The organism is Geomobilimonas luticola (assembly GCF_018476905.1).
Taxonomy (GTDB): Bacteria; Desulfobacterota; Desulfuromonadia; order Geobacterales; family Geobacteraceae; genus Geomobilimonas; species Geomobilimonas luticola.
The window spans coordinates 1,375,324-1,393,812 of sequence record NZ_JAHCVK010000001.1; the positions used below are offsets into that span (position 1 = coordinate 1,375,324).

At 59.3% G+C, this 18,489-nt stretch carries 14 protein-coding genes; 5 read left to right on the forward strand and 9 right to left on the reverse strand.

What is annotated here, in order from left to right; all coding sequences use genetic code 11:
* The first annotated feature begins 210 nt into the window (after positions 1–210).
* The 3 genes from typA (at position 211) to KI810_RS06545 (ending at position 3,309) form a co-directional block, all read left to right on the forward strand.
* The gene (gene typA / locus KI810_RS06535; RefSeq protein ID WP_214174628.1) at positions 211–2,013 is read left to right on the forward strand and encodes a translational GTPase TypA; all 1,803 of its coding nucleotides are present in this window, start codon (positions 211–213) and stop codon (positions 2,011–2,013) included.
* A gap of 139 nt (positions 2,014–2,152) precedes the next feature.
* Positions 2,153–2,908 carry an outer membrane protein assembly factor BamD gene (locus KI810_RS06540; protein ID WP_214174629.1) on the forward strand — a complete coding sequence of 252 codons (756 nt, stop codon included), beginning with the start codon at positions 2,153–2,155 and terminating at the stop codon, positions 2,906–2,908.
* Positions 2,908–3,309 (forward strand): nuclear transport factor 2 family protein, encoded by a 402-nt coding sequence (locus KI810_RS06545; RefSeq protein ID WP_214174630.1) that lies wholly within the window; start codon positions 2,908–2,910, stop codon positions 3,307–3,309. Before KI810_RS06540 ends, KI810_RS06545 begins: the two co-directional genes overlap by 1 nt.
* 7 nt (positions 3,310–3,316) lie before the next feature.
* On the opposite strand, the gene KI810_RS06550 is transcribed toward KI810_RS06545, so the two are convergent.
* Complete coding sequence (locus tag KI810_RS06550) at positions 3,317–4,594, reverse strand: sensor domain-containing diguanylate cyclase (RefSeq protein ID WP_214174631.1); 1,278 nt, start codon at positions 4,592–4,594, stop codon at positions 3,317–3,319.
* A gap of 376 nt (positions 4,595–4,970) precedes the next feature.
* Between KI810_RS06550 and KI810_RS06555 the strand changes: the two genes are divergently transcribed.
* Together KI810_RS06555 and KI810_RS06560 are read left to right on the forward strand one after the other, a co-directional pair.
* A complete protein-coding gene (locus KI810_RS06555; protein WP_214174632.1) occupies positions 4,971–5,402 on the forward strand; it encodes a hypothetical protein in 432 nt (143 codons plus the stop codon).
* Between the two features lie 551 nt (positions 5,403–5,953).
* Entirely contained in the window at positions 5,954–6,376 is a 423-nt protein-coding gene (locus KI810_RS06560) for a hypothetical protein (RefSeq protein ID WP_214174633.1), read from the forward strand.
* A gap of 151 nt (positions 6,377–6,527) precedes the next feature.
* Here the strand turns inward: KI810_RS06560 and KI810_RS06565 are convergent, their stop codons facing one another.
* The 8 genes from KI810_RS06565 to KI810_RS06600 all read right to left on the reverse strand — a co-directional run bounded on the left by KI810_RS06565 (position 6,528) and on the right by KI810_RS06600 (position 18,332).
* Complete coding sequence (locus tag KI810_RS06565) at positions 6,528–8,150, reverse strand: ammonia-forming cytochrome c nitrite reductase subunit c552 (RefSeq protein ID WP_214174634.1); 1,623 nt, start codon at positions 8,148–8,150, stop codon at positions 6,528–6,530.
* 175 nt (positions 8,151–8,325) lie between these two features.
* Positions 8,326–9,708, reverse strand: a complete 1,383-nt coding sequence (locus KI810_RS06570) for a NarK family nitrate/nitrite MFS transporter (RefSeq protein WP_214174635.1) — start codon at positions 9,706–9,708, stop codon at positions 8,326–8,328.
* 36 nt (positions 9,709–9,744) lie between these two features.
* Positions 9,745–11,235, reverse strand: a complete 1,491-nt coding sequence (locus tag KI810_RS06575) for an MFS transporter (protein WP_214174636.1) — start codon at positions 11,233–11,235, stop codon at positions 9,745–9,747.
* Between the two features lie 54 nt (positions 11,236–11,289).
* A complete protein-coding gene (locus tag KI810_RS06580) occupies positions 11,290–11,964 on the reverse strand; it encodes a respiratory nitrate reductase subunit gamma (protein ID WP_214174637.1) in 675 nt (224 codons plus the stop codon).
* The gene (narJ, locus tag KI810_RS06585; protein WP_214174638.1) at positions 11,958–12,512 is read right to left on the reverse strand and encodes a nitrate reductase molybdenum cofactor assembly chaperone; all 555 of its coding nucleotides are present in this window, start codon (positions 12,510–12,512) and stop codon (positions 11,958–11,960) included. The genes KI810_RS06580 and narJ overlap by 7 nt, the downstream gene beginning before the upstream one ends.
* A complete protein-coding gene (gene narH, locus KI810_RS06590) occupies positions 12,509–13,960 on the reverse strand; it encodes a nitrate reductase subunit beta (protein ID WP_214174639.1) in 1,452 nt (483 codons plus the stop codon). Before narH ends, narJ begins: the two co-directional genes overlap by 4 nt.
* 4 nt (positions 13,961–13,964) lie before the next feature.
* Positions 13,965–17,537 (reverse strand): nitrate reductase subunit alpha, encoded by a 3,573-nt coding sequence (locus KI810_RS06595; protein WP_214174640.1) that lies wholly within the window; start codon positions 17,535–17,537, stop codon positions 13,965–13,967.
* A complete protein-coding gene (locus tag KI810_RS06600) occupies positions 17,538–18,332 on the reverse strand; it encodes a c-type cytochrome (RefSeq protein WP_214174641.1) in 795 nt (264 codons plus the stop codon).
* Positions 18,333–18,489 lie beyond the last annotated feature (157 nt).

Here is an 18,489-nt window from a genome sequence, read left to right on the forward strand (position 1 = left end):
GGTGCCGTGGGGCACACAGGGTTACGGGCCCTTGTACGGCATTTAATGTTTGATGGGTGATAAAAAAGCTTGTTATTGTGCGGATAAACAGGCATAATCACAGATTGTCAAGGCGGGCGGTTGCCCGTCTTTTTCTTTTCAGCCGCTCTGTCCTTCGCTGCCGGCGTCGGCCTTGCAATTTTCAGCAGTTTGTAAAAGAGGAGAATGTCTATGCAGGAACGTATCAGAAATATCGCCATCATCGCCCACGTCGACCACGGCAAGACCACCCTGGTGGACGCCATGCTGCGTCATGCCGGGGTATTCCGCGAAAACGAGCAGATCACCGAGCGGGTAATGGATTCCAACGACCTGGAAAAGGAACGGGGGATCACTATCCTCTCCAAGAACCTGTCGGTCCACCATGGCCGCTACAAGATCAACATCGTCGACACCCCGGGCCATGCCGATTTCGGCGGCGAAGTGGAGCGGGTCCTCAAGATGGTGGACTCGGTGCTGCTCCTGGTGGATGCCCTGGACGGCCCCATGCCCCAGACCCGGTTTGTCCTCAAGAAATCCCTCGACCTGGGGCTGAAGCCGATCGTCGTCATCAATAAGGTCGACCGTCCCGGCGCCCGCCCCGCCGAGGTGGTGGACATGGTCTTCGATCTCTTCTGCGAACTGAACGCCACGGACGAGCAACTCGACTTCGCCATCGTCTACACCAGTGCAAAGCTTGGCTACGCCATGCTCGACATGAACGCCGCTTCCACCAGCATGGAGCCCCTTTTCGCGGTGATCGAATCCAATGTCCGGCCGCCGGCCGGCGACCCCAATGCTCCGTTCCAGCTGCTGGTCACCAACATCGATTACAACGACTACATCGGCCGGATCGCCACCGGCAAGGTATTCAACGGCAAGGTCATTGCCGGCGAGACCATCGCCCACGTCAAGCGGGACGGGAGCATCGTCAAGGGGCGGATATCCAAGCTTCTCGGCTACGAGGGATTGAAGCAGGTTGACGTGCCCGAGGCCTGCACGGGGGACATCGTCACCCTGGCCGGCTTCGACGAAGTAGGGATCGGCGAAACCCTGGCCTCTGCGGAAAACCCCATCCCGCTCCCCTACGTCTCCATCGACGAGCCGACCATCTCCATGAACTTCATCGTCAATAACTCCCCCTTTGCGGGCCGGGAAGGGAAGCTGGTCACCTCACGCAACATCCGCGAGCGCCTCGACAAGGAGCTGCGCACCAACGTCTCGCTCCGGGTGGAGGACACCGCCAACGCGGATACCTTCAAGGTCTCGGGCCGTGGCGAGCTGCATCTCTCCATCCTCATCGAGAATATGCGCCGGGAAGGGTTCGAGATGGCGGTCTCCAAGCCGGAAGTGATTTTCCGGGAGGTCGACGGCAAGAAGCTGGAGCCGATGGAGTACCTGGTGGTGGACGTACCGGCCGAGTACCAGGGGGCCATCATCGAAAAGATGGGGCCGCGCAAGGGGGAGATGGTCGCCATGAACCCCATGGGGGAGACCATCCGGCTCGAATTCATCATCCCGGCTCGGGGGCTCATCGGACTGCGGGGTGAGGTGCTGACCGAAACGCGCGGTACCGGCGTCCTTACCCATACCTTCCATGACTATGCACCGTTCAAGGGAGAGATCCCCGGCCGGAAGAACGGGGTCCTCATGGCCATGGAGCATGGCGAGACAACCGCCTACTCCCTGGACGGACTGCAGCCGCGGGGCGTTCTCTTCATCGGCGCCGGCGTGGAGGTCTACGGCGGGATGATCATCGGCCAGCATGCCAAGGACAACGATCTGGACGTGAACCCCTGTAAGGGGAAGAAGCTCACCAACGTCCGTGCCTCCGGTTCCGACGACGCCATCAAGCTGACCCCTCCCCGTATTCTCACCCTGGAGCAGGCGCTGGAGTTCATTGACGACGACGAACTCGTCGAGGTCACCCCCAAGTCCATCCGTCTGCGCAAGAAGGAACTGGACCCGAACAAGCGGAAGCGGTCGAGCAAGTAATTCCTTTTTCCAGGAAATAGAAGCAAGGAAGTCGAGGCGGAGAGGAAACTCTCCGCCTTTCTTGCGAGGGCAACTTTGCATTGACATCGCCACCCGTTTCCACTACTTTTTCCGTAATACTCACGTGCCAGGGGAAACAATGTCCTATCTTACATCACACAATCTTGCCGCATTACTCTGCCTGGGCTTTGCCCTTGCCCTTGCCGGCTGCGCTTCGGCGCCCCAGCCGATCAAGACCCCCGAGACCTACCTCAAGGAGGGGGATGCGTTCTATGCCAATCGCAACTATGAGGATGCAATTGCCGAGTGGAAGAGGGTGAAGGAGAGCTACGCGTCACCGGAACTTACCATCATGGCGGAGTTGAAGATCGCCGATGCCCAGTACGACAACGGCAATTACATCGAGGCTGCAGCCTCCTACGAGGAGTTCCGCAAGCTCCATCCCGCCAACGAAAAGGCCGACTATGCACTCTACCGGCTCGGGCTCTGCAATTACAACCAGATTACCGGCATCGATACTGACCAGACCCCGGTGAAGAACGCCGTCACCCTCTTCGAGTCGTTCCTCCGTCTTTACCCCAAATCTTCCTATGCCTCCGAAGTCCAGGATAAACTCGACGTCTGCCGGATGAAGCAGGTCCAGTACGAGATTTACGTCGGCCGGTTCTACCTGCGCAACGGCAACTACCAGTCTGCCATCAAGCGGCTCGAGGAGGCCCTGGCAACCTTTCCCAAGTCCCCCTTCCACGACGAGACCCTCTTTTACCTGGGTGAAGCGTACCTGCGGGCCGGCAACCGGGAGAAGGGGCGGGGTGCCTTCACCCGGCTGTTTAGCGAATTCCGCACCAGCAAATACGTGGAAAAGGCCCGCAGCGTCATGGACAGTTATTACTGATGCACCGTTTTTTTCCCCTCCTCCTTCTCCTCATTTTCCTTTCTGCCTGTAGCGACACGTCCGACCGGGATGCGGTCCTGGCCGTGGCCGTCAAGCGCCAGCAGGCGCTCACCAGCAGGGACATCAGTCTCTATCTCCCCCTCATTTCACCCCACTACCAGGACAAGGGTCGCGATCACGCCGCCAAGGCGCGGGAGTTGGCAGACATCCTGGCCTCCTTCGACAAAATCGACTACCGCTCCCTCGACCGTCGGGTTGAGGTTCATGGCGATTCGGCCACCGTTACCGGCAGCTATGAACTGCGGGTGACGGGGAAGGGGAAGGAGATGGAACTGGCGGGGAAAGAGGAGCTGCGGTTGCGGAAGGAAGCAGGTGTCTGGAAAATAGTCGGCGGCCTGTGAGGTCGCACTAGCTGTCAGAAGCTTCCTTGATTTGTTCCTGCCGGGCAAGCTTGTCTTCGTACATCAGTTCGTCGGCCCGTTGCCACGCCTCGATGAGCCCTTGCCCGTCCAGGGCGGTTGCGCATCCGAGGGACAGGCTCAAAACGGGCCTGCCGTCATCACCGAGAATGGCCGCCAGACTCTTCCTGATCCGCTCGATGACCTCCTGGGCCGCGCCAATGGCCGTTCCGGGAAGTATGACGGCGAATTCGTCCCCGCCGATCCTTGCCACCAGGTCCTCCGTCCGGAACGCCCCTTTCATCACCTGTGCCGTCAGTTTCAGGAGTTCATCCCCCGCCGCATGCCCCTGCCGGTCATTGACCAGTTTCAGCCGGTCCACGTCGGCCACCACGATGCTGACGGGGAAGGTCCTGCCGTTCTTCAGACGTTCCAGCTCCTCGTCGTAATATGCCCGATTGTAGAGCCCGGTCAGCATGTCGTGGGTGCTGAGGTAGCGGAGCTTGGCCTCCGTCTCCTTCCGTTCCGTGATGTCCAGGATGGCCCCCGCCACCCCACCCACCGATCCGTCGCTGTTCAAAAAGGGTGCCTTGTAGAAGACTACGTCGTGGCGAGTTCCGTCGGCGCAGACCAGTGAGCTCTCCTGAACCTGGACCTGCCTTGTCTCAATGATGGCTCTGTCCGTCTGCTGGAAGATGTCCGCCAGCTCGCGGGGGACGAGATCATGATCGGTTTTGCCGACGATCTGTTCCCTGGTCAGACAGATATGCTCCTGAAAGGCGCGGTTGCAGCCAAGATACCGCCCATCGGCGTCCTTGTAGAAGATCGGGACGGGGATGGTAGTGATGAGAACCTGGATGAAATGGAGTTTGTCCTGAACGGTCTGTTCCGCCCGTCGGCGGTCGGTGATGTCCCGTACGACACAGATGATCCCACCCTCTTCGAGAGCGGTGAGGGAAAGTTCCTGGGGAAAGGTGCTGCCGTCCTTCCTCCGTCCCGTTGCCTCGCCCCGCCACCTCCCGGTCTCCAGAAACAGCGGCATGATGACTTCGTCGAACCATTCCAGCCCTGCTTCGTTATAAAGGCTTCGCCAGCTTTTGCCGATCAGTTCCGCCGGTGAGTCGTAGCCGTAGATGCTGGCGTGGGCCTGGTTCATGTAGAGATAGGCGCCTTGCTCGTCGAGTATCGCCATCCCGTCCATGGCTTCTTCCATGGCAGCGAGGTATTTGTGGAGATCTGTTTCCGGCAGCGGCTTGTTCACGGAGTACCTTTCGAACGGCTTCGGCATGGTGCGTTGCACGTCAAGGTAAGCTTATACCATTTGGCTGGCGCTGCAACCCTGAGCCAACTGGGGGTTACAGTAGGCGCAAGGACAGAATACGCTGATCTCCGCTGGGGATTTTGCTCGGCAAGTGAATTGCCATAGACTCTTCTAATAAAAACCTGTATATGATTCTGCAGCGGCTTGGAAGGTTGTCGTTGTAATGGGCTGATAGTCGGATGGGAATTGAGATGCGGCAATATGATGGGGGCTGAACGGGAAAAGCATATAGATGTAGATGCAAAGGACAAGCAGCAAAAACTCAAAAAGCATCTACAGGTAGATGCATCATTCTAACTGGTCAATAACGAGTTAGACATAAAATGAAAACAAAGAGACAAAAATGACAAAATCCATTTTGAGATGGGGCTTGATGGGCATTCTGATTTGGATTGCGCCTCTTATTTTCGTAGAAGTACAAGGATACATCACCATCCATGCGGCCTTTCCTGTACTAAATGCATTCTCAGCCAAATCAATAATGGCACTAGCCATATTCACAATTTTCAACTTCCTATGTGCAATTTTGACAGCAATTCCCACGGCACTGCCGTGTGGATACTTAGCAAAAAAACAATCTAAAATTATTGCCATACTTATTATAATTTCAATTCAAAGCATTCCAGTTTATCTCTTCTTTCAAGAACCAAAAGTAGGGACTTTTGTCACAGTAGTCTGGATTGGACAATTTGTCGCAGTAGTAATATCAGCCTTTGCTTTTGCAGAGATAGGCCGCCGTATGGCAGCAAAGAGGCAAAATAACGCGGCTGTCTAACACGCGAATAGACCTGTTTCGCTACACTCACAGGTCATCCGCATAACCGTTGGGCCAAGAAAGAAAATGAAATCAATTCAAAAGAAAATTACTCCGCACTTTTTCAATTCAATCATGTCTTCTTCTCTTCAGGAGGGAGCAACCCGATTTACTCTTTGGTTTTACCCTGAGACAACAGAACGAGAGAGGAAAAGGATTATTGGACGATTGCAAGGCTTTATTCGTAGACGAGAATTGGTAGAACCAGTCACACTTTACTGGGATAACTGTAACGACGAAGGTGCGCCAGTCGAGGAAATGCCCATTACCTTCAAACTGTCTTCCGCTTCTATTGACAAGTTAACGACTCACTTTAACAAATTGATCCGGACTTGCGATAGCGTTGCGACATACTGCGATGACAATCATTCTTTTCGCTGCGCCGTGATTTTCCATGAGAGGCAAGTGCTTCTGCCGGAATTGCTATAAAGAAAAGCCCAACCAGAAAAATACACCTGACCAAAAGACTGTCAGGTGATTTTCCACAACGTTGAGCAGAGAATGAGATTAAAATGAAAAGTGCCTGGAAGATAATCACCTGCTTGCTGCTCACGGTTTCTGTTTGCCATGGAGAAGGCATCACTCGGAAAATCAATCATAAGACCGAGGCAAGATATGACGGCGGTTATAACTTGACTCTTGGCGGCACAATACAGAGTCTGATGCCGATCACGGCTGAAGGCTTTTTTCCAAAGAGCCCAATCAACTACAAAATCATACTCAAGGGAAAAGGAAAAGAATGGAGCTACAGGAATCAGCCAGGATATTTCTATTCATTCCCTGAGGACATCGATGCGAAGCCTCAATCGTGGGATGTGGGCTACGCATGGGTGGACAAGAACCGAGAAACAATCTACCTGAATTTTTATTGGGTAAAGTCGCCTGACTCTCTTACAGAATCAGAAATTAACGGGGCATACAAAGTAAAGCCATAGCTCAACAAGGTGGCGGCACACAGGCGTTGACGCGCTGGTGCCCGTTGTAACGGAAAAAAATAATAACATCCAACAACAAGAAAGCCCGGACTTCCGAAGAAGTCCGGGCTTTCTTGTGTGTTTCCCTGCCTGTTCAGGGCACGTCAGTGTGCTATTTGGCCGGTGCGGCTTCCTTCTTCGGCTCCATGGCATCGTTCAGGATCTTTACTCCTGCCTTGGAAGCGGCGATGGAGTGGGTGAGGGTGTCGCGGGCCAGGTCAGGGTTGTGGAAACCGTCACTGTTTTCGGCGGTCCACCACTCCCAGAGCACGTGGGCCTCTTCGTGCTTTTCGCGGGCCTTGGCGAGGACGTCTTCGCCCACTCCCATCCGTTTGGCGGTGGCATAGGTGTCGATCAGCTGGCCGAGCCAATATTCCGCCTTGCGCATCTTCCCCTTGCTGTAGTTCTGAATGGCGGTGATCTGGTAGAGCTTCTGCTCGGCAGTGAACTTGGGATGACAGCGGAGGCAGGCCTCCTTCACGTGGTCCTTCGGCTTGATGACCATGTGAGAGGTAAAGGCTTTGCCCTGTTTGTTTTTCAACACCGGCATGTGGCAGTCCTTGCAGGTGACCCCCGCCTTGTCGTGCACGCTTCCCGCGAAGGTCTCCGCTTCCGGATGCTGGAGTTTCACGAGCCGGGCGCCGGTGACCGCGTGCTTGAAGTCATAGAAGTTCTGGGTCTTCTTGTAGTGCTCCAGGAGCTCTTTCGGTCCGGTGAGGGGGAAGTGGTTGGTGCGCTGGTCGTCGTAGCCGACAGGGTTACCCGTGCTGAACTCGAATCCCTTGCCGCAGGCGTATTCCACGTGGCACTGGGCGCACATGAGGCGTCCGTCTGCCTTCTGCATCACACCGATCTTCCGGAAGCCGTCGCGGAACGAAATCACCTTCAGGTCGGTCTTGCCGTCCTTTCCGGCAAACATCTTCGAACCTTTTTCGATTCCCTGGATGAGGGCATCGCGCACCACCCGCGGCTGTGTGCCGTGGGGATCGTGGCAATGGATGCACCCCACCACGTGATTGGTCTCCTTGGCCACGGCAATGACGTCAGAGGTCCGGTCCCACTGGGCCTTCGGATCCTTGTCCCCCATGAATTTCCACTTCAGTATATGATCGCTGGTTTTGCACTGGATGCAGGTGGGGTTTCCCGCCTTGGCGGTCTCGGCCATCTTGAAATCGGGGCCATTGTCCTTCAGGATGTCCCAGGTATTGCCGGCCTTATCCACATCGGTCCAGCCGTTCTTGTACTGGAAACGGCCGCCGGCGAACCGGTCCACCACGAACTGGTCGGTCACCATGAAGGCGTGGCCGCGCGGCTCATTATGCTCGATGGTGAAACCATAGGGGGCGAGGAGCTTGTCCATCATGGGGGAGCGGCCGGTCGGTATCCCCTTCTCCTTCCTCGCCTGGGAGTCGTAGTTTACCTTGAAGAAACTCTCCACCTGGTCTTTGTGGCATTTGCCGCAGAGTGCCTGGTCGATGACGGTGCCCGGTTTGGTTTCGCTGTCGGCCAGATGCTCCTTCAGCTTGCTGTGGCAGACGTCGCAGGCCAGTTTTGCATGCTTGGAGCCTTCCTTGAGGGCCTTGACCTCCTCATGGCAGGCGTAGCAGTCCTCCCTGCCGTCCTTGGTCTCTTTTGCCGCCGGTTTCCCCTTGGCGGCGGTGGACATGGCCGGCAGCGAGACAGCCAGCAGGGCACCCCCCACGATGGCCAACGTTGCGATACTCTTTTTCCACATAATTTCCTCTCCTTTCCGGTGATGGTATCAGCTGCAATAAAACCTGGATGGGCGACTGCCGCATCCAGGGAAATTCTCGTGGGCGTACCAGTAAAGCTAACAAAATTGATGTAGATAGCAAGCTGGCCCTGACCCGGTTTGTTGTGATGGTACCGTTTCATCAAGCGACGAGGGTTCAGCATGGCACCTCGGCGCTCTTGCGTGCATAGAACCACCAGGTCAAGGCGATGCAGCTCACGTAGAAGGCGACAAACCCGTAGAGGGCCGCATCAGGACTGCCGGTGAGGGAAATCGAGCTGCCGAAGCTCTTGGGAATGAAGAATCCGCCGTATGCCGCGAAAGCGGAGGTGAAGCCGAGCACGGCGGCCGCTTCCTTGTTGGCGTCCTTGATCGCCTGTTCTTCCGCCGCCGTTCCTTTGCCTGCCGCTTCCCGCTGCCGCTCGGTGAGAAAGATGACCGGGATCATCCGGAAGGTGGAGCCGTTGCCGATGCCGGTGGTGGCGAACAGGAGGATGAACATGGCGAGGAACCCCCAGAAATTCCCTCCCGCACCGCCATGGGGGAGGAATGAGAGGACGCCGAAGACTGCAGCCGCCATGATGATGAAGTTCCAGAAGGTGACCCTCGCGCCGCCGAGCTTGTCGGCCAGCCAGCCGCCGACGGGGCGGACCAGGGCACCGACGAGAGGGCCGAGGAAGGCGTACTGGGTCGGGTTGATACCGGGAAACTGGGACTTGGTCAGGAGTGGGAGACCTGCCGAGTACCCGATGAACGAACCGAAGGTCCCCAGGTAGAGCCAGCACATGAGCCAGTTATGCTTGCGCCTGAAGATGATGGACTGGTCCTTGAACGAGGCCTTGGCGCTGGCGATGTCGTTCATGCCGAACCAGGCGGCCAGGGAGGAGAGTGCTATGAACGGTACCCAGATGAAGCCGGCGTTCTGCAGCCAGATGGGGCGGACTTCACCCTTGATGACGCACATCTGCGGATCGCCGCAGAGGGCACTGAAGACGCCGGTGGTGATAATGAGCGGTACGATGAACTGCATGGCGCTCACTCCCAGGTTGCCGAGCCCTGCATTCAGCCCCAGGGCAGTTCCCTTCTGCGCCTTGGGGAAAAAGAAGCTGATGTTGGCCATGCTGGAGGCGAAGTTCCCACCCCCGAAGCCGCACAACAGGGCCAGTATCAGCAGGGTCGAGTAGCTGGTATTCAGGTCGCGCACGGCAAAACCGATTCCCATGGCGGGAATGAGCAGCGTCGCGGTGCTGATGGCCGTCCACTTCCGCCCGCCGAAGATGGGGACCATGAAGGAGTAGAAGATGCGGAGCGTTGCACCCGACAGCCCCGGCAGCGCCGCCAGCCAGAAAAGCTTGTTGGCGTCGAACTTGAAACCGATGAGGGGGAGGTTCACGCAGACGATGCTCCAGACCATCCAGACGGCGAAGGCGAGAAACAGGGCGGGTATGGATATCCAGAGATTGCGCGTCGCGATGGCTTTCCCTTCCTTTTCCCAGAATTCCTTGTCCTCAGGGTTCCATGTCGTGAGTACTCGAGCCATCGTTGTCTCCTCGTCCGGCGTTAATTAGTGACTGCGTTACTTGGTTTCAAACTGCCGCATATCTTCGGGATGTTTTTCATGCATCATTTTCTCCACGATATAGTGCAGCGAAATCAGGCAGGCAACGGACAGTGTCAGCATGAACATCCAGCAACTGGTCCAGAGACCGGTCCATTCCAGTAGGTAGCCGAAGACGATGGGGCAGACAAAACCACCCAGGCCCCCCAGGACGCCAACCATTCCGCCAACGACTCCCACCTCTTCCGGGAAATAATCCGGTATCAGCTTGTAAACCGCCGCCTTGCCGATTCCCCAGATGGTGCCGAGCACCAGGACGAGTACGGCAAAGATCCAGACGTTTGCCTGGAAGTAAATCCTGGTAACTCCTTTTGCGAGGAGTTCCTTTTTCTTGACGGTCTGCCCGGCCGTGACCACCGGTTCCTGCCAGGTCTGCTTCCCGGGCAGCACCAGAACTCCACTGTCAAAATTTTCCAGAGTTGCCGGTTTTCCCTTGAGGGTGTAGGCCTGATCGCTCATCACCACGGCCGCGGGGGTCACGTCCTTGACCACGCCGGCCCGCTTGGCCATCACCCCGCGCCCCGGGGAATAGATTTCCATTTTCGGCACGATCAGCATGAAGCAGATCAGCGTGGAGGAGCCGAGCACCCAGTACATGATCCTGCGCCCGCCGAACATGTCGGACAGCCAGCCACCCAGGGCGCGAATCACCCCCGAGGGGAGGCTGAACATCGAGGCGAACAGTCCCGCGGTGACCAGCGGCAGGTAATAGACATTGACGAAATAGGGGACGAGCCACTGGGAGAAGGCCACGAAACAGCCGAACACGAGAAAGTAATAGAGGCCGAAGCGCCAGACGCGCATGTGTTTGAGGGGCGTCAGCATTTCCGTGAACGACTTGCCGGAGCTCGCCGGTTTCCTGTTCTCGCTGAAGATAAAGAAGATCACCCCCATGCCGGCCAGCATCAGTGCATAATATACCGGCAGCTGGCGCCATCCCTCGATGTTGGCACCGTTGTCGGTCAGCTTGTTGAGCATGGTCGGCGCCAGCAGCGTGGTCAGTGCGGCCCCGGCGTTACCGGCCCCGAAGATGCCGAGCGCCGTTCCTTGCCGCTCCCGGGGATACCAGACCGAGGTGAAGGCGATGCCGATGGAAAAACTCACGCCGGCCATGCCGAAACCGAAGCTGCACAGGGCAAAGGAGGTAAAGCTGTCGGCCTTGGAGAGCAGGTACATGGGAATGGCGCAGAGAATCAACAATGTTCCGTATACCGGTTTGCCCCCGAACTTGTCGGTGAGCATGCCGGCGGGGAGGCGGAACAGGGAACCGGTCAGGACCGGAATCCCGAACAGCCACCCTATTTTCACCGGGCCCCAGTTGAAGACCTGATTGTCCACCAGGTAGGTCACCAGTACGCCGTTGAACATCCAGGCGGCGAAACAGACCGTGAAGGCCAGGGTGTTGAGAAAGAGGATCTTATGTGATTTCCACGTTGCGACTTCGAGCATGGGAAGTCCCTGTCAGAACATGTAGTGGTGGCTCGTCTCTGGCCGGCCTGTCCCTTATGGCATGTGCTTCGCTCTCCAGCGGTAAAGAATGGGAGGCTCCTTGATAAAGCCGATCGGCAGGAAGAGGAGGTGGACCAGCTTGGTGAACGGAAGGAGCGCCACGATCAGGAACGCCCCGGCGGCGTGCAGCTTGAGGACCATCGGGAAATCGGCCATGTAGTCGACCCGGGGGCTCATGGCTGCCAGCGACCAGAGGTAGGGGACCGCCGTGTGGAGGTACCACTGGGAGCCCCAGCGCATGAATGTGGCGATGTAGATGCCGGTTGCCGTCTGGAGTGTCAGCAGGATGAGAAGGATATAGTCGGAGGCGAAGGTCACCCGCTTCAGGAGCGGCGAGTTGACGCGGCGCGGCAGGAGCACCAGGCAGCCGAACAGGGCGAAGAGGCCGAGGCCGAGGCCGAGGCTTTCGAGGATGATCAGGGTGTCCTGGTTGGCGAGGAACCCCTTCACGGTTCCGGGGGCGACGACGCCGACGACGTGGGCCGCCAGTATGGGGATGATGCCGTAGTGCCAGGGATTGATCCCCCAGAAGAGGGCCTTCCGTTCCAGGAACTGGGTGGAATAGGCCGACCAGGTGAGCCGGTTCGTGAGGTAGCGGTAGGGGGTCACGAAGATGAGGAGCGCCAGCGCCACGTAGGGGAGAACGACAAAAATGAAGGTGTTCAGCATGGTTGTACCTCCTCGCAGGTTGCGCTGTCGGCAGAGCACAGGAGTCTTGCCGCATCGACCGCCGACTTCCAGGGAGAGTGCGGCCTGCTGGCGAACCCGACGGCCAGTTTTTCGATTCCTGTCAAGACGTAGTCGGCGATGAACGAGCGACGCTCGCCGTCGTTGCTCTGTTCCGCCAGGTGCGCAAGGAAGCCGAGCACCAGCGGAAGGTGGTCGGGGAGTTCGTTGCCGGCGGGAGCATAGCCGTACCGGCCGAACTCCTGCTTGAGCCTGATCAGGTAGGCACCCTTGTTCTGGTTGTCGCCATGGAGATGGTGTCCCAGGTAGGGGGTGACCGCCGGATTGAAATCGAAGGTGGCGACGTAGTCCTCCTGAAGTTCCGCCAGGGTCGAGGACGCTACGAATGCGGCGAAGGGGGCAAGAGGGGGGTCTATGTCGCGTTCCCGGAGGAAACGGTTGACGCTGTCGCTGGCGGTCAGCAGGATTTCCTTCTTCTTGGGGTACTCGAGCATCCGGGCGAGGGATGCATAACTTTCGGCGATGGTCATCTTCCCCTCCCGGTCTTTTTGAGGATGCCGAAGCCGCTCGCACCCTTCCGGGTGTGGGGATCCTGCTCCTCCCGCTGCTGGGGCGGGATGATGTTCCGCTCGTCGTGGCCGCCGATGGTGAAGAGACGGTAGAGGCGGCCGGCCGCAGCCTCGTCAAGCCCTGCCCCTTTGAGAATGGCTTCATCGGCGGGCTCGTTGAGGTTCCTGCCGCGCATGTATCCCCGCAGGGCGATGAGCTTCGCCAGTACCGACGCCACTACCTCCCGATTGCCGCCGGCGAGGAGGCTGGCCAGGTAACCGATGGGGGCTCGCAGCTTTTCCAATGCGGGGAAGGTGCCGTGCTCCGCCAGTTCGTGGGTATCGCCGAGGGTCGAGAGAACCGGCGAGAGGGACGGGATGTAGTAGGCCATGGGCATGGTCCGGAACTCGGGGTGGAGCGGCAGCGCCAGGCCGAATTCCTTGACCAGTGCGTACACCGGCGATTTCTCCGCCGCCTCCAGCCACTGTTCGGAGACGCCGTTCTTCCTGGCGGCATCGCGGATTGACTCATCCCGCGGGTCGAGGATCACTGCCCGGTGCGCCTCCACGAGCTGGTCGTCGGGCTTGAGCAGTGCCTGCTCCACCTGCTCGGCGTCATAGAGGAGAACCCCCACGTAACGGATCCGGCCGACGCAGCTGTGGGCGCAGGCGTTGCACTGACCCGTCTCGGTACGGGGGAAACAGAAGATGCACTTCTCCGCCTTGCCGCTGTTCCAGTTGAAGTAGACCTTCTTGTAGGGGCAGGCGCTGGTGCAGAACCGCCACCCCTTGCAGACGTTCTGGTCCACCAGGACCACGCCGTCCTCTCCCCGCTTGTAGATGGCGCGGGAGGGGCAGGAGGCAACGCAGGCCGGGTTGAGGCAGTGGTTGCAGATCCGGGGGAGGTACTGCATGAACATGGTGTCGTATTCCTCGATGATCTTCCTGTCGTCGAGGTTGATGTCCTCCGCCGCATAGAGCGGGGAGCCGGAGAGGTCGTCGTCCCAGTTGGGGCCACCCTTGATCTCCGCCATCTTCTCCCCGGAGATCTGGGAGAAGACCTCCGCCACCGGCTGGTCGTTCCCCTCCTTAGCCCCGTAGAGGTTGCCGTAGTCGAAATCGAACGGCTCGTAATAATCCTCCAGCTTGGGCATGTTGGGCTGAAAGAACATGGAGAGGAGGGTTCCCCCCTTCCCCATGGCCCTGAGCCGCAGGTTCTTCCCGTCGGCGACCCATCCCCCCTTGAATACCTTCTGGTCTTCCCACTTCTTCGGGTAGCCGACCCCGGGCTTGGTCTCCACGTTGTTCCACCACATGTATTCGGCACCCTTGCGGTCGGTCCAGATGTTCTTGCAGGAGATGCTGCAGGCATGGCAGCCGATGCACTTGTCCAGGTTGAAAACCATCACCAGTTGCGCTCTTACGTCCATCGTCTCACCCCCTCAGCTTTCTGACCACCACATAGCAGTCCCGGTTCACTCCCGTCGGTCCCCAGTAGTTGAAGTAGTAACTGAACTGGGCGTAGCCGCCGAGCATGAGGGTCGGCTTCAGGCGGATGCGTGACAGGCTGTTGTGGACCCCCCCCCGCTTGCCGGTCCTGTTCGATTTGCCGATGTTGAGGGTCCGCTCCGGCGCATGGTACATGAACGCCGTCCCTTTCGGGATGCGGGAGGAGAGGACGGCACGGCAGACGACGACGCCGTTGAAGTTGTAGACCTCAATCGGCTCGTTATCCTCGATGCCGGCGCCGGCTGCATCCTCGGGGTTGAGCCAGACCACCTGCCCGGCGCGGGAGAGGGTCAGCATCCGGAGGTTGTCGCTGTAGGTGGAGTGGATGCTCCACTTGCCATGGGGGGTGAGGAAGTTGAGCACGAGCCCCGTTTCCCCTTCGGTCTCGTCCAGGAGTGCCGGGTTGAGCTTTGGCTTGAAGGTGGGGAGCCCCTCGTGGAACTGGCCGTAGTAGGGGTGATCCAGGTAGAGTGACTGCCGGCCGGAGAGGGTCCGCCATGGCACGCCGTGCTCCACGTTGAGGGTGTAGGGGGCGTAGGGGCGGCCGTTGTTGACCAGGCCGCTCCAGACCGGGGTGCTGACGAAGCGCCGCGGCTTCTGGGTAATGTCTTCCCAGTTGATGCGCAGGTCGCGGCTGCCGGCGGCAATTTCGCTCAGTGGCTTGCCGACCCGTTTCTCCAGGTTCCGGTAGGCGCGCCAGGCGAGCTCCCCGTTGGTTTCCGGCGCAAAGGAGAGGATCACGTCGGCGACCACCTTCTCGTCTTCCAGGTCGATGAAGGATCTTCCGTTCCAGCTGCGGGTCGGCATCTCTTGCAGGAGCTTCTCGTGGACGTCGTCCGCTTCCCAGCTGACGCCATGTGCACTCAGGTGTCCCATCTGCGGCCCGACCGACACGAAACGGTTGTACAGGTTCACGTAGTCCCGTTCCACGATGGCCAGGTTCGGCATGGTCTTGCCCGGCACCGGCTCGCATTCGCCGAGCTTCCAGTCCTTTACCGTCCGCTGGGCGATCTCCCCCGGCGTATCGTGGAGGAGCGGCGCGGCGATGATGTCCTTCACGGGGGTGGGGAGGTGCTTGGCCGACAGCTCGCTCACCTTCTTGGCAATGAGGCTGAAGGTCTTCCAGTCGGGTTTGGATTCCCAGGACGGCGGCACGGCGGCGTCCATGCAGTTGACGAAGGAGTGCATGTCGGTGCTGTTGAGGTCGGACTTCTCGTACCAGGTGGCCGCCGGGAGGACGATGTCGGAGTAGAGGGTCGAGGTGTCCATCCGGAAGTTGAGGTCCACCACCAGGTCCATCTTCCCTTCGGGGGCCTTGTCGTGCCAGACGAGATCCTTCACCTGCCCCTTGGCCACTTCCTTGGCGGTGCAGTTGGCGTTGGGGGCACCGATGACGTGCTTGAGGAAGAACTCGTGCCCCTTGGCGCTGGCGGAGATGGCGTTGGCCCGCCAGATGAACCAGACCTTGGGGGAATTCCCCGCGCCGTCCGGATCCTCGATGGCGAAGCGGGTATCGCCGCTCTTAAGGCGGCCGACGAGCCAGGCGCGGATCTCGTCGTCCGTCTGGGCCCCCGCCGCCTTCGCCGCCTCAACCAGCCGCAGGGTGCTGTCGTTGAAGTGGGGGGCGAAGGGGAGCCAGCCAAGCCGGACCGCCTTGGCGTTCATGTCGGCGGCGTGGAGCGGCATGTTCTCGCCGGTTTCGGGCTTGAAGTAGTCGACGAAGGTCCGGTCGTAGCGCCACTGGTCCGAATGGATGTACCAGAAGCTCGGCGTGTTCTGGAGCCGGGAGGGCTTGACCCAGTCCTGGGCCATGGCGATGGAGGTCCAGGGGGCCAGGGGGACCACCTTCTCCTGGCCAACGTAGTGGGCGAGCCCTGCGCCGTTGCGGCCGACGCTTCCGGTGAGGATCAGGGAGGTGATGGCGGCCCGGTATATCAGGTCGTTGTGGTACCAGTGGTTGATACCGGCACCGACGATGATCATGTTCCGGCCGCTGCTCTTCTCACCGTTCTCCGCCCACTCGCGGGCGATTTTCAGCATGGAGGCGGCGGCGATACCGGTGTACTTCTCCTGCCATTTCGGGGTGAACGGTTTGTCGGAGTTGTAGTCCTTCGGGTAGTCCCCCCCCAGTCCGCGGGAGACGCCGAACTGGGCCATGAGGAGGTCGAAGACGGTGGTGACCGTCACGTCACCGTTCTTCGTCGTGACGCGCCGGACCGGCACCTCGCGGATGACGTCCCCGTCCGCCTCGAAGCGGAAGCGGACCCTGCCGGTCTCGCCGCCGAGGAAGCTGAGGCTGCAGTCGATGGGGGCGCCATCGACCAGGTCCGTCATGTCCAGGTTCCAGTTCCCCTCCTCCTTGCTCCAACGGGAACCGAGGCTCCCCTTGGGAATCCGCACCTCTCCCGTATCGTTTGCCACGCAGAGGGTCCAGTCGGCATGTTCGAGCCCCGCGCTCCGTTCCAGTTCCGCCGCCCGGAGAAACTCTCCCTGCTTGAGGACCCCGTCCTTCTCCTCCAGTTTTACGAGGAACGGAAGGTCGGTGTACTTCCGGGCGTACTCCTGGAAGAAGGGGACCTGCCGGTCGGCGTAGCATTCCTTGAGGATCACGTGGTTCATCGCCATCCAGAAGGCGCCGTCGTGCCCCTGCTCCACCGGGAGCCAGTTGTCGGCGAACTTGGTGGCGATGTTGTAGTCGGGGGACATGACTACCACCTTGGCGCCGCGGTAGCGGGCCTCGGTGAGGAAATGGGAGTCGGGGGTCCGGGTCATGGGGACGTTGGAGCCGCAGAGGACGATGTAGGAGGCGTTGTACCAGTCAGCCGACTCGTTGACGTCGGTCTGTTCCCCCCAGACCTGGGGCGAAGCAGGGGGGAGGTCGCAGTACCAGTCGTAGAAGCTCATGCAGACGCCGCCGAAGAGCTGGAGGAAGCGGGTGCCGGCCGCGTAGCTTATCATGGACATGGCCGGGATCGGGGTGAAGCCGATGACCCGGTCGGGGCCGTACTTCTTGGCCGTATGGATGGTGGAAGCGGCGATCAGCTCCACGATCTCGTCCCATTCCCCCCGCCGGAACCCCCCCATGCCGCGTTTGCCGGTATAGGCCTTGCGGGATTCGGGATTCTCCACGATGCTGGCCCAGGCGTCCACCGGGTCGGCGTGCCGTTTTCGCGCCTCCCGCCAGAGGTCGATGAGGGCGCCGCGTACGTAGGGGTATTTCACCCGGAGGGGGCTGTAGAGATACCAGGAGTAGCTGATTCCCCGGGTGCAGCCGCGGGGCTCATGGTTGGGGATGCTGCCGTCGAACTGGGGGTAGTCTTTCGCCTGGAGTTCCCAGCCGACGATGCCGTCCTTGACGTGCACCATCCAGCTGCAGCTCCCCGTGCAGTTGACCCCGTGGGTGCTCCGCACCACCTTGTCGTACTGCCAGCGGTTCCGGTAGAACTCTTCCCAGCTGCGATCAGCGGAGTGGTCGTCGTGTATCCGTTCACGGGACATTTATCTGGTCCTCCTCTTGTAGAGAATCATGCCGGCAATGAATACGATGAAAATCCCGACTCCGCCGACGGGGAACAGCGTGGCAGCGGTTACGCCCTTAGTGCCGGCCGCATCCTTGTAAAAGGCGATGAGAGCGGATATTTCGTCCTCGGTCAACGGTCGGTCCCGGTAGATATTTTGCATCACCGGGAATTTGAGCGACTTAAGCGCGCCCCCCATGCCCCGCTCCCCCATCTTTGCGTAGGAATCGCTCAGGTTGGCGATGGACATGTTTCCACCCGCAATTCCCGGGGAATTGATCCTGTGACAGGCGATGCATGGAGCTCCCCCCTTTGCGAACGAGGCCTGTCCGGTGAAGAGCGCTTTCCCCTTGGCAACAAGGGCCGGTGTCACCACGACTTCCGTATGTTCGCCCGCCGGTGCGGCGCCCGTCTCGGTACCCGCCCCGGCGGCCCCGCCGAGATAGCCGATGATCTTCAGCGCATCGTCATGGCTGATCCCCAGACTCGGCATTTCGTAGCCGTATTTCTTGATCAGCTCCAGCTGGACCGGGTCCTTGGCCTTAGTCAGCTTGTCCGGCTCCATGATGATCGTTTCGAGCCACTCATGGGGACGTGCGGCAGTTATCCCCTTCAGGTCCGGCCCCCCGCTATCACCGCCGCCGATGGTGTGGCAGGAGGCGCACTGCTTGTCGAACAGGTCCTTGCCGGGGTCGGCATGGGCAACTGAAAGAGCGGCCGCCAGGAAAACCGGTACCAGGATGAAACGGTTCAGTCGAGTACGTTGAGTCCCCATTCGTAACTCCTTTGGTCCTTGATCCATATTTTGGGGGGCAAGGACCGGCCCGGGCAGCAAAGCGGAGCCGGTCGTCGATCGTTGGTCATATCTAATGATGCAGTCGAGCTGTGGAAAGTGTATCTCAATCTTTTGATGCGACAAGTTAGAACACTGT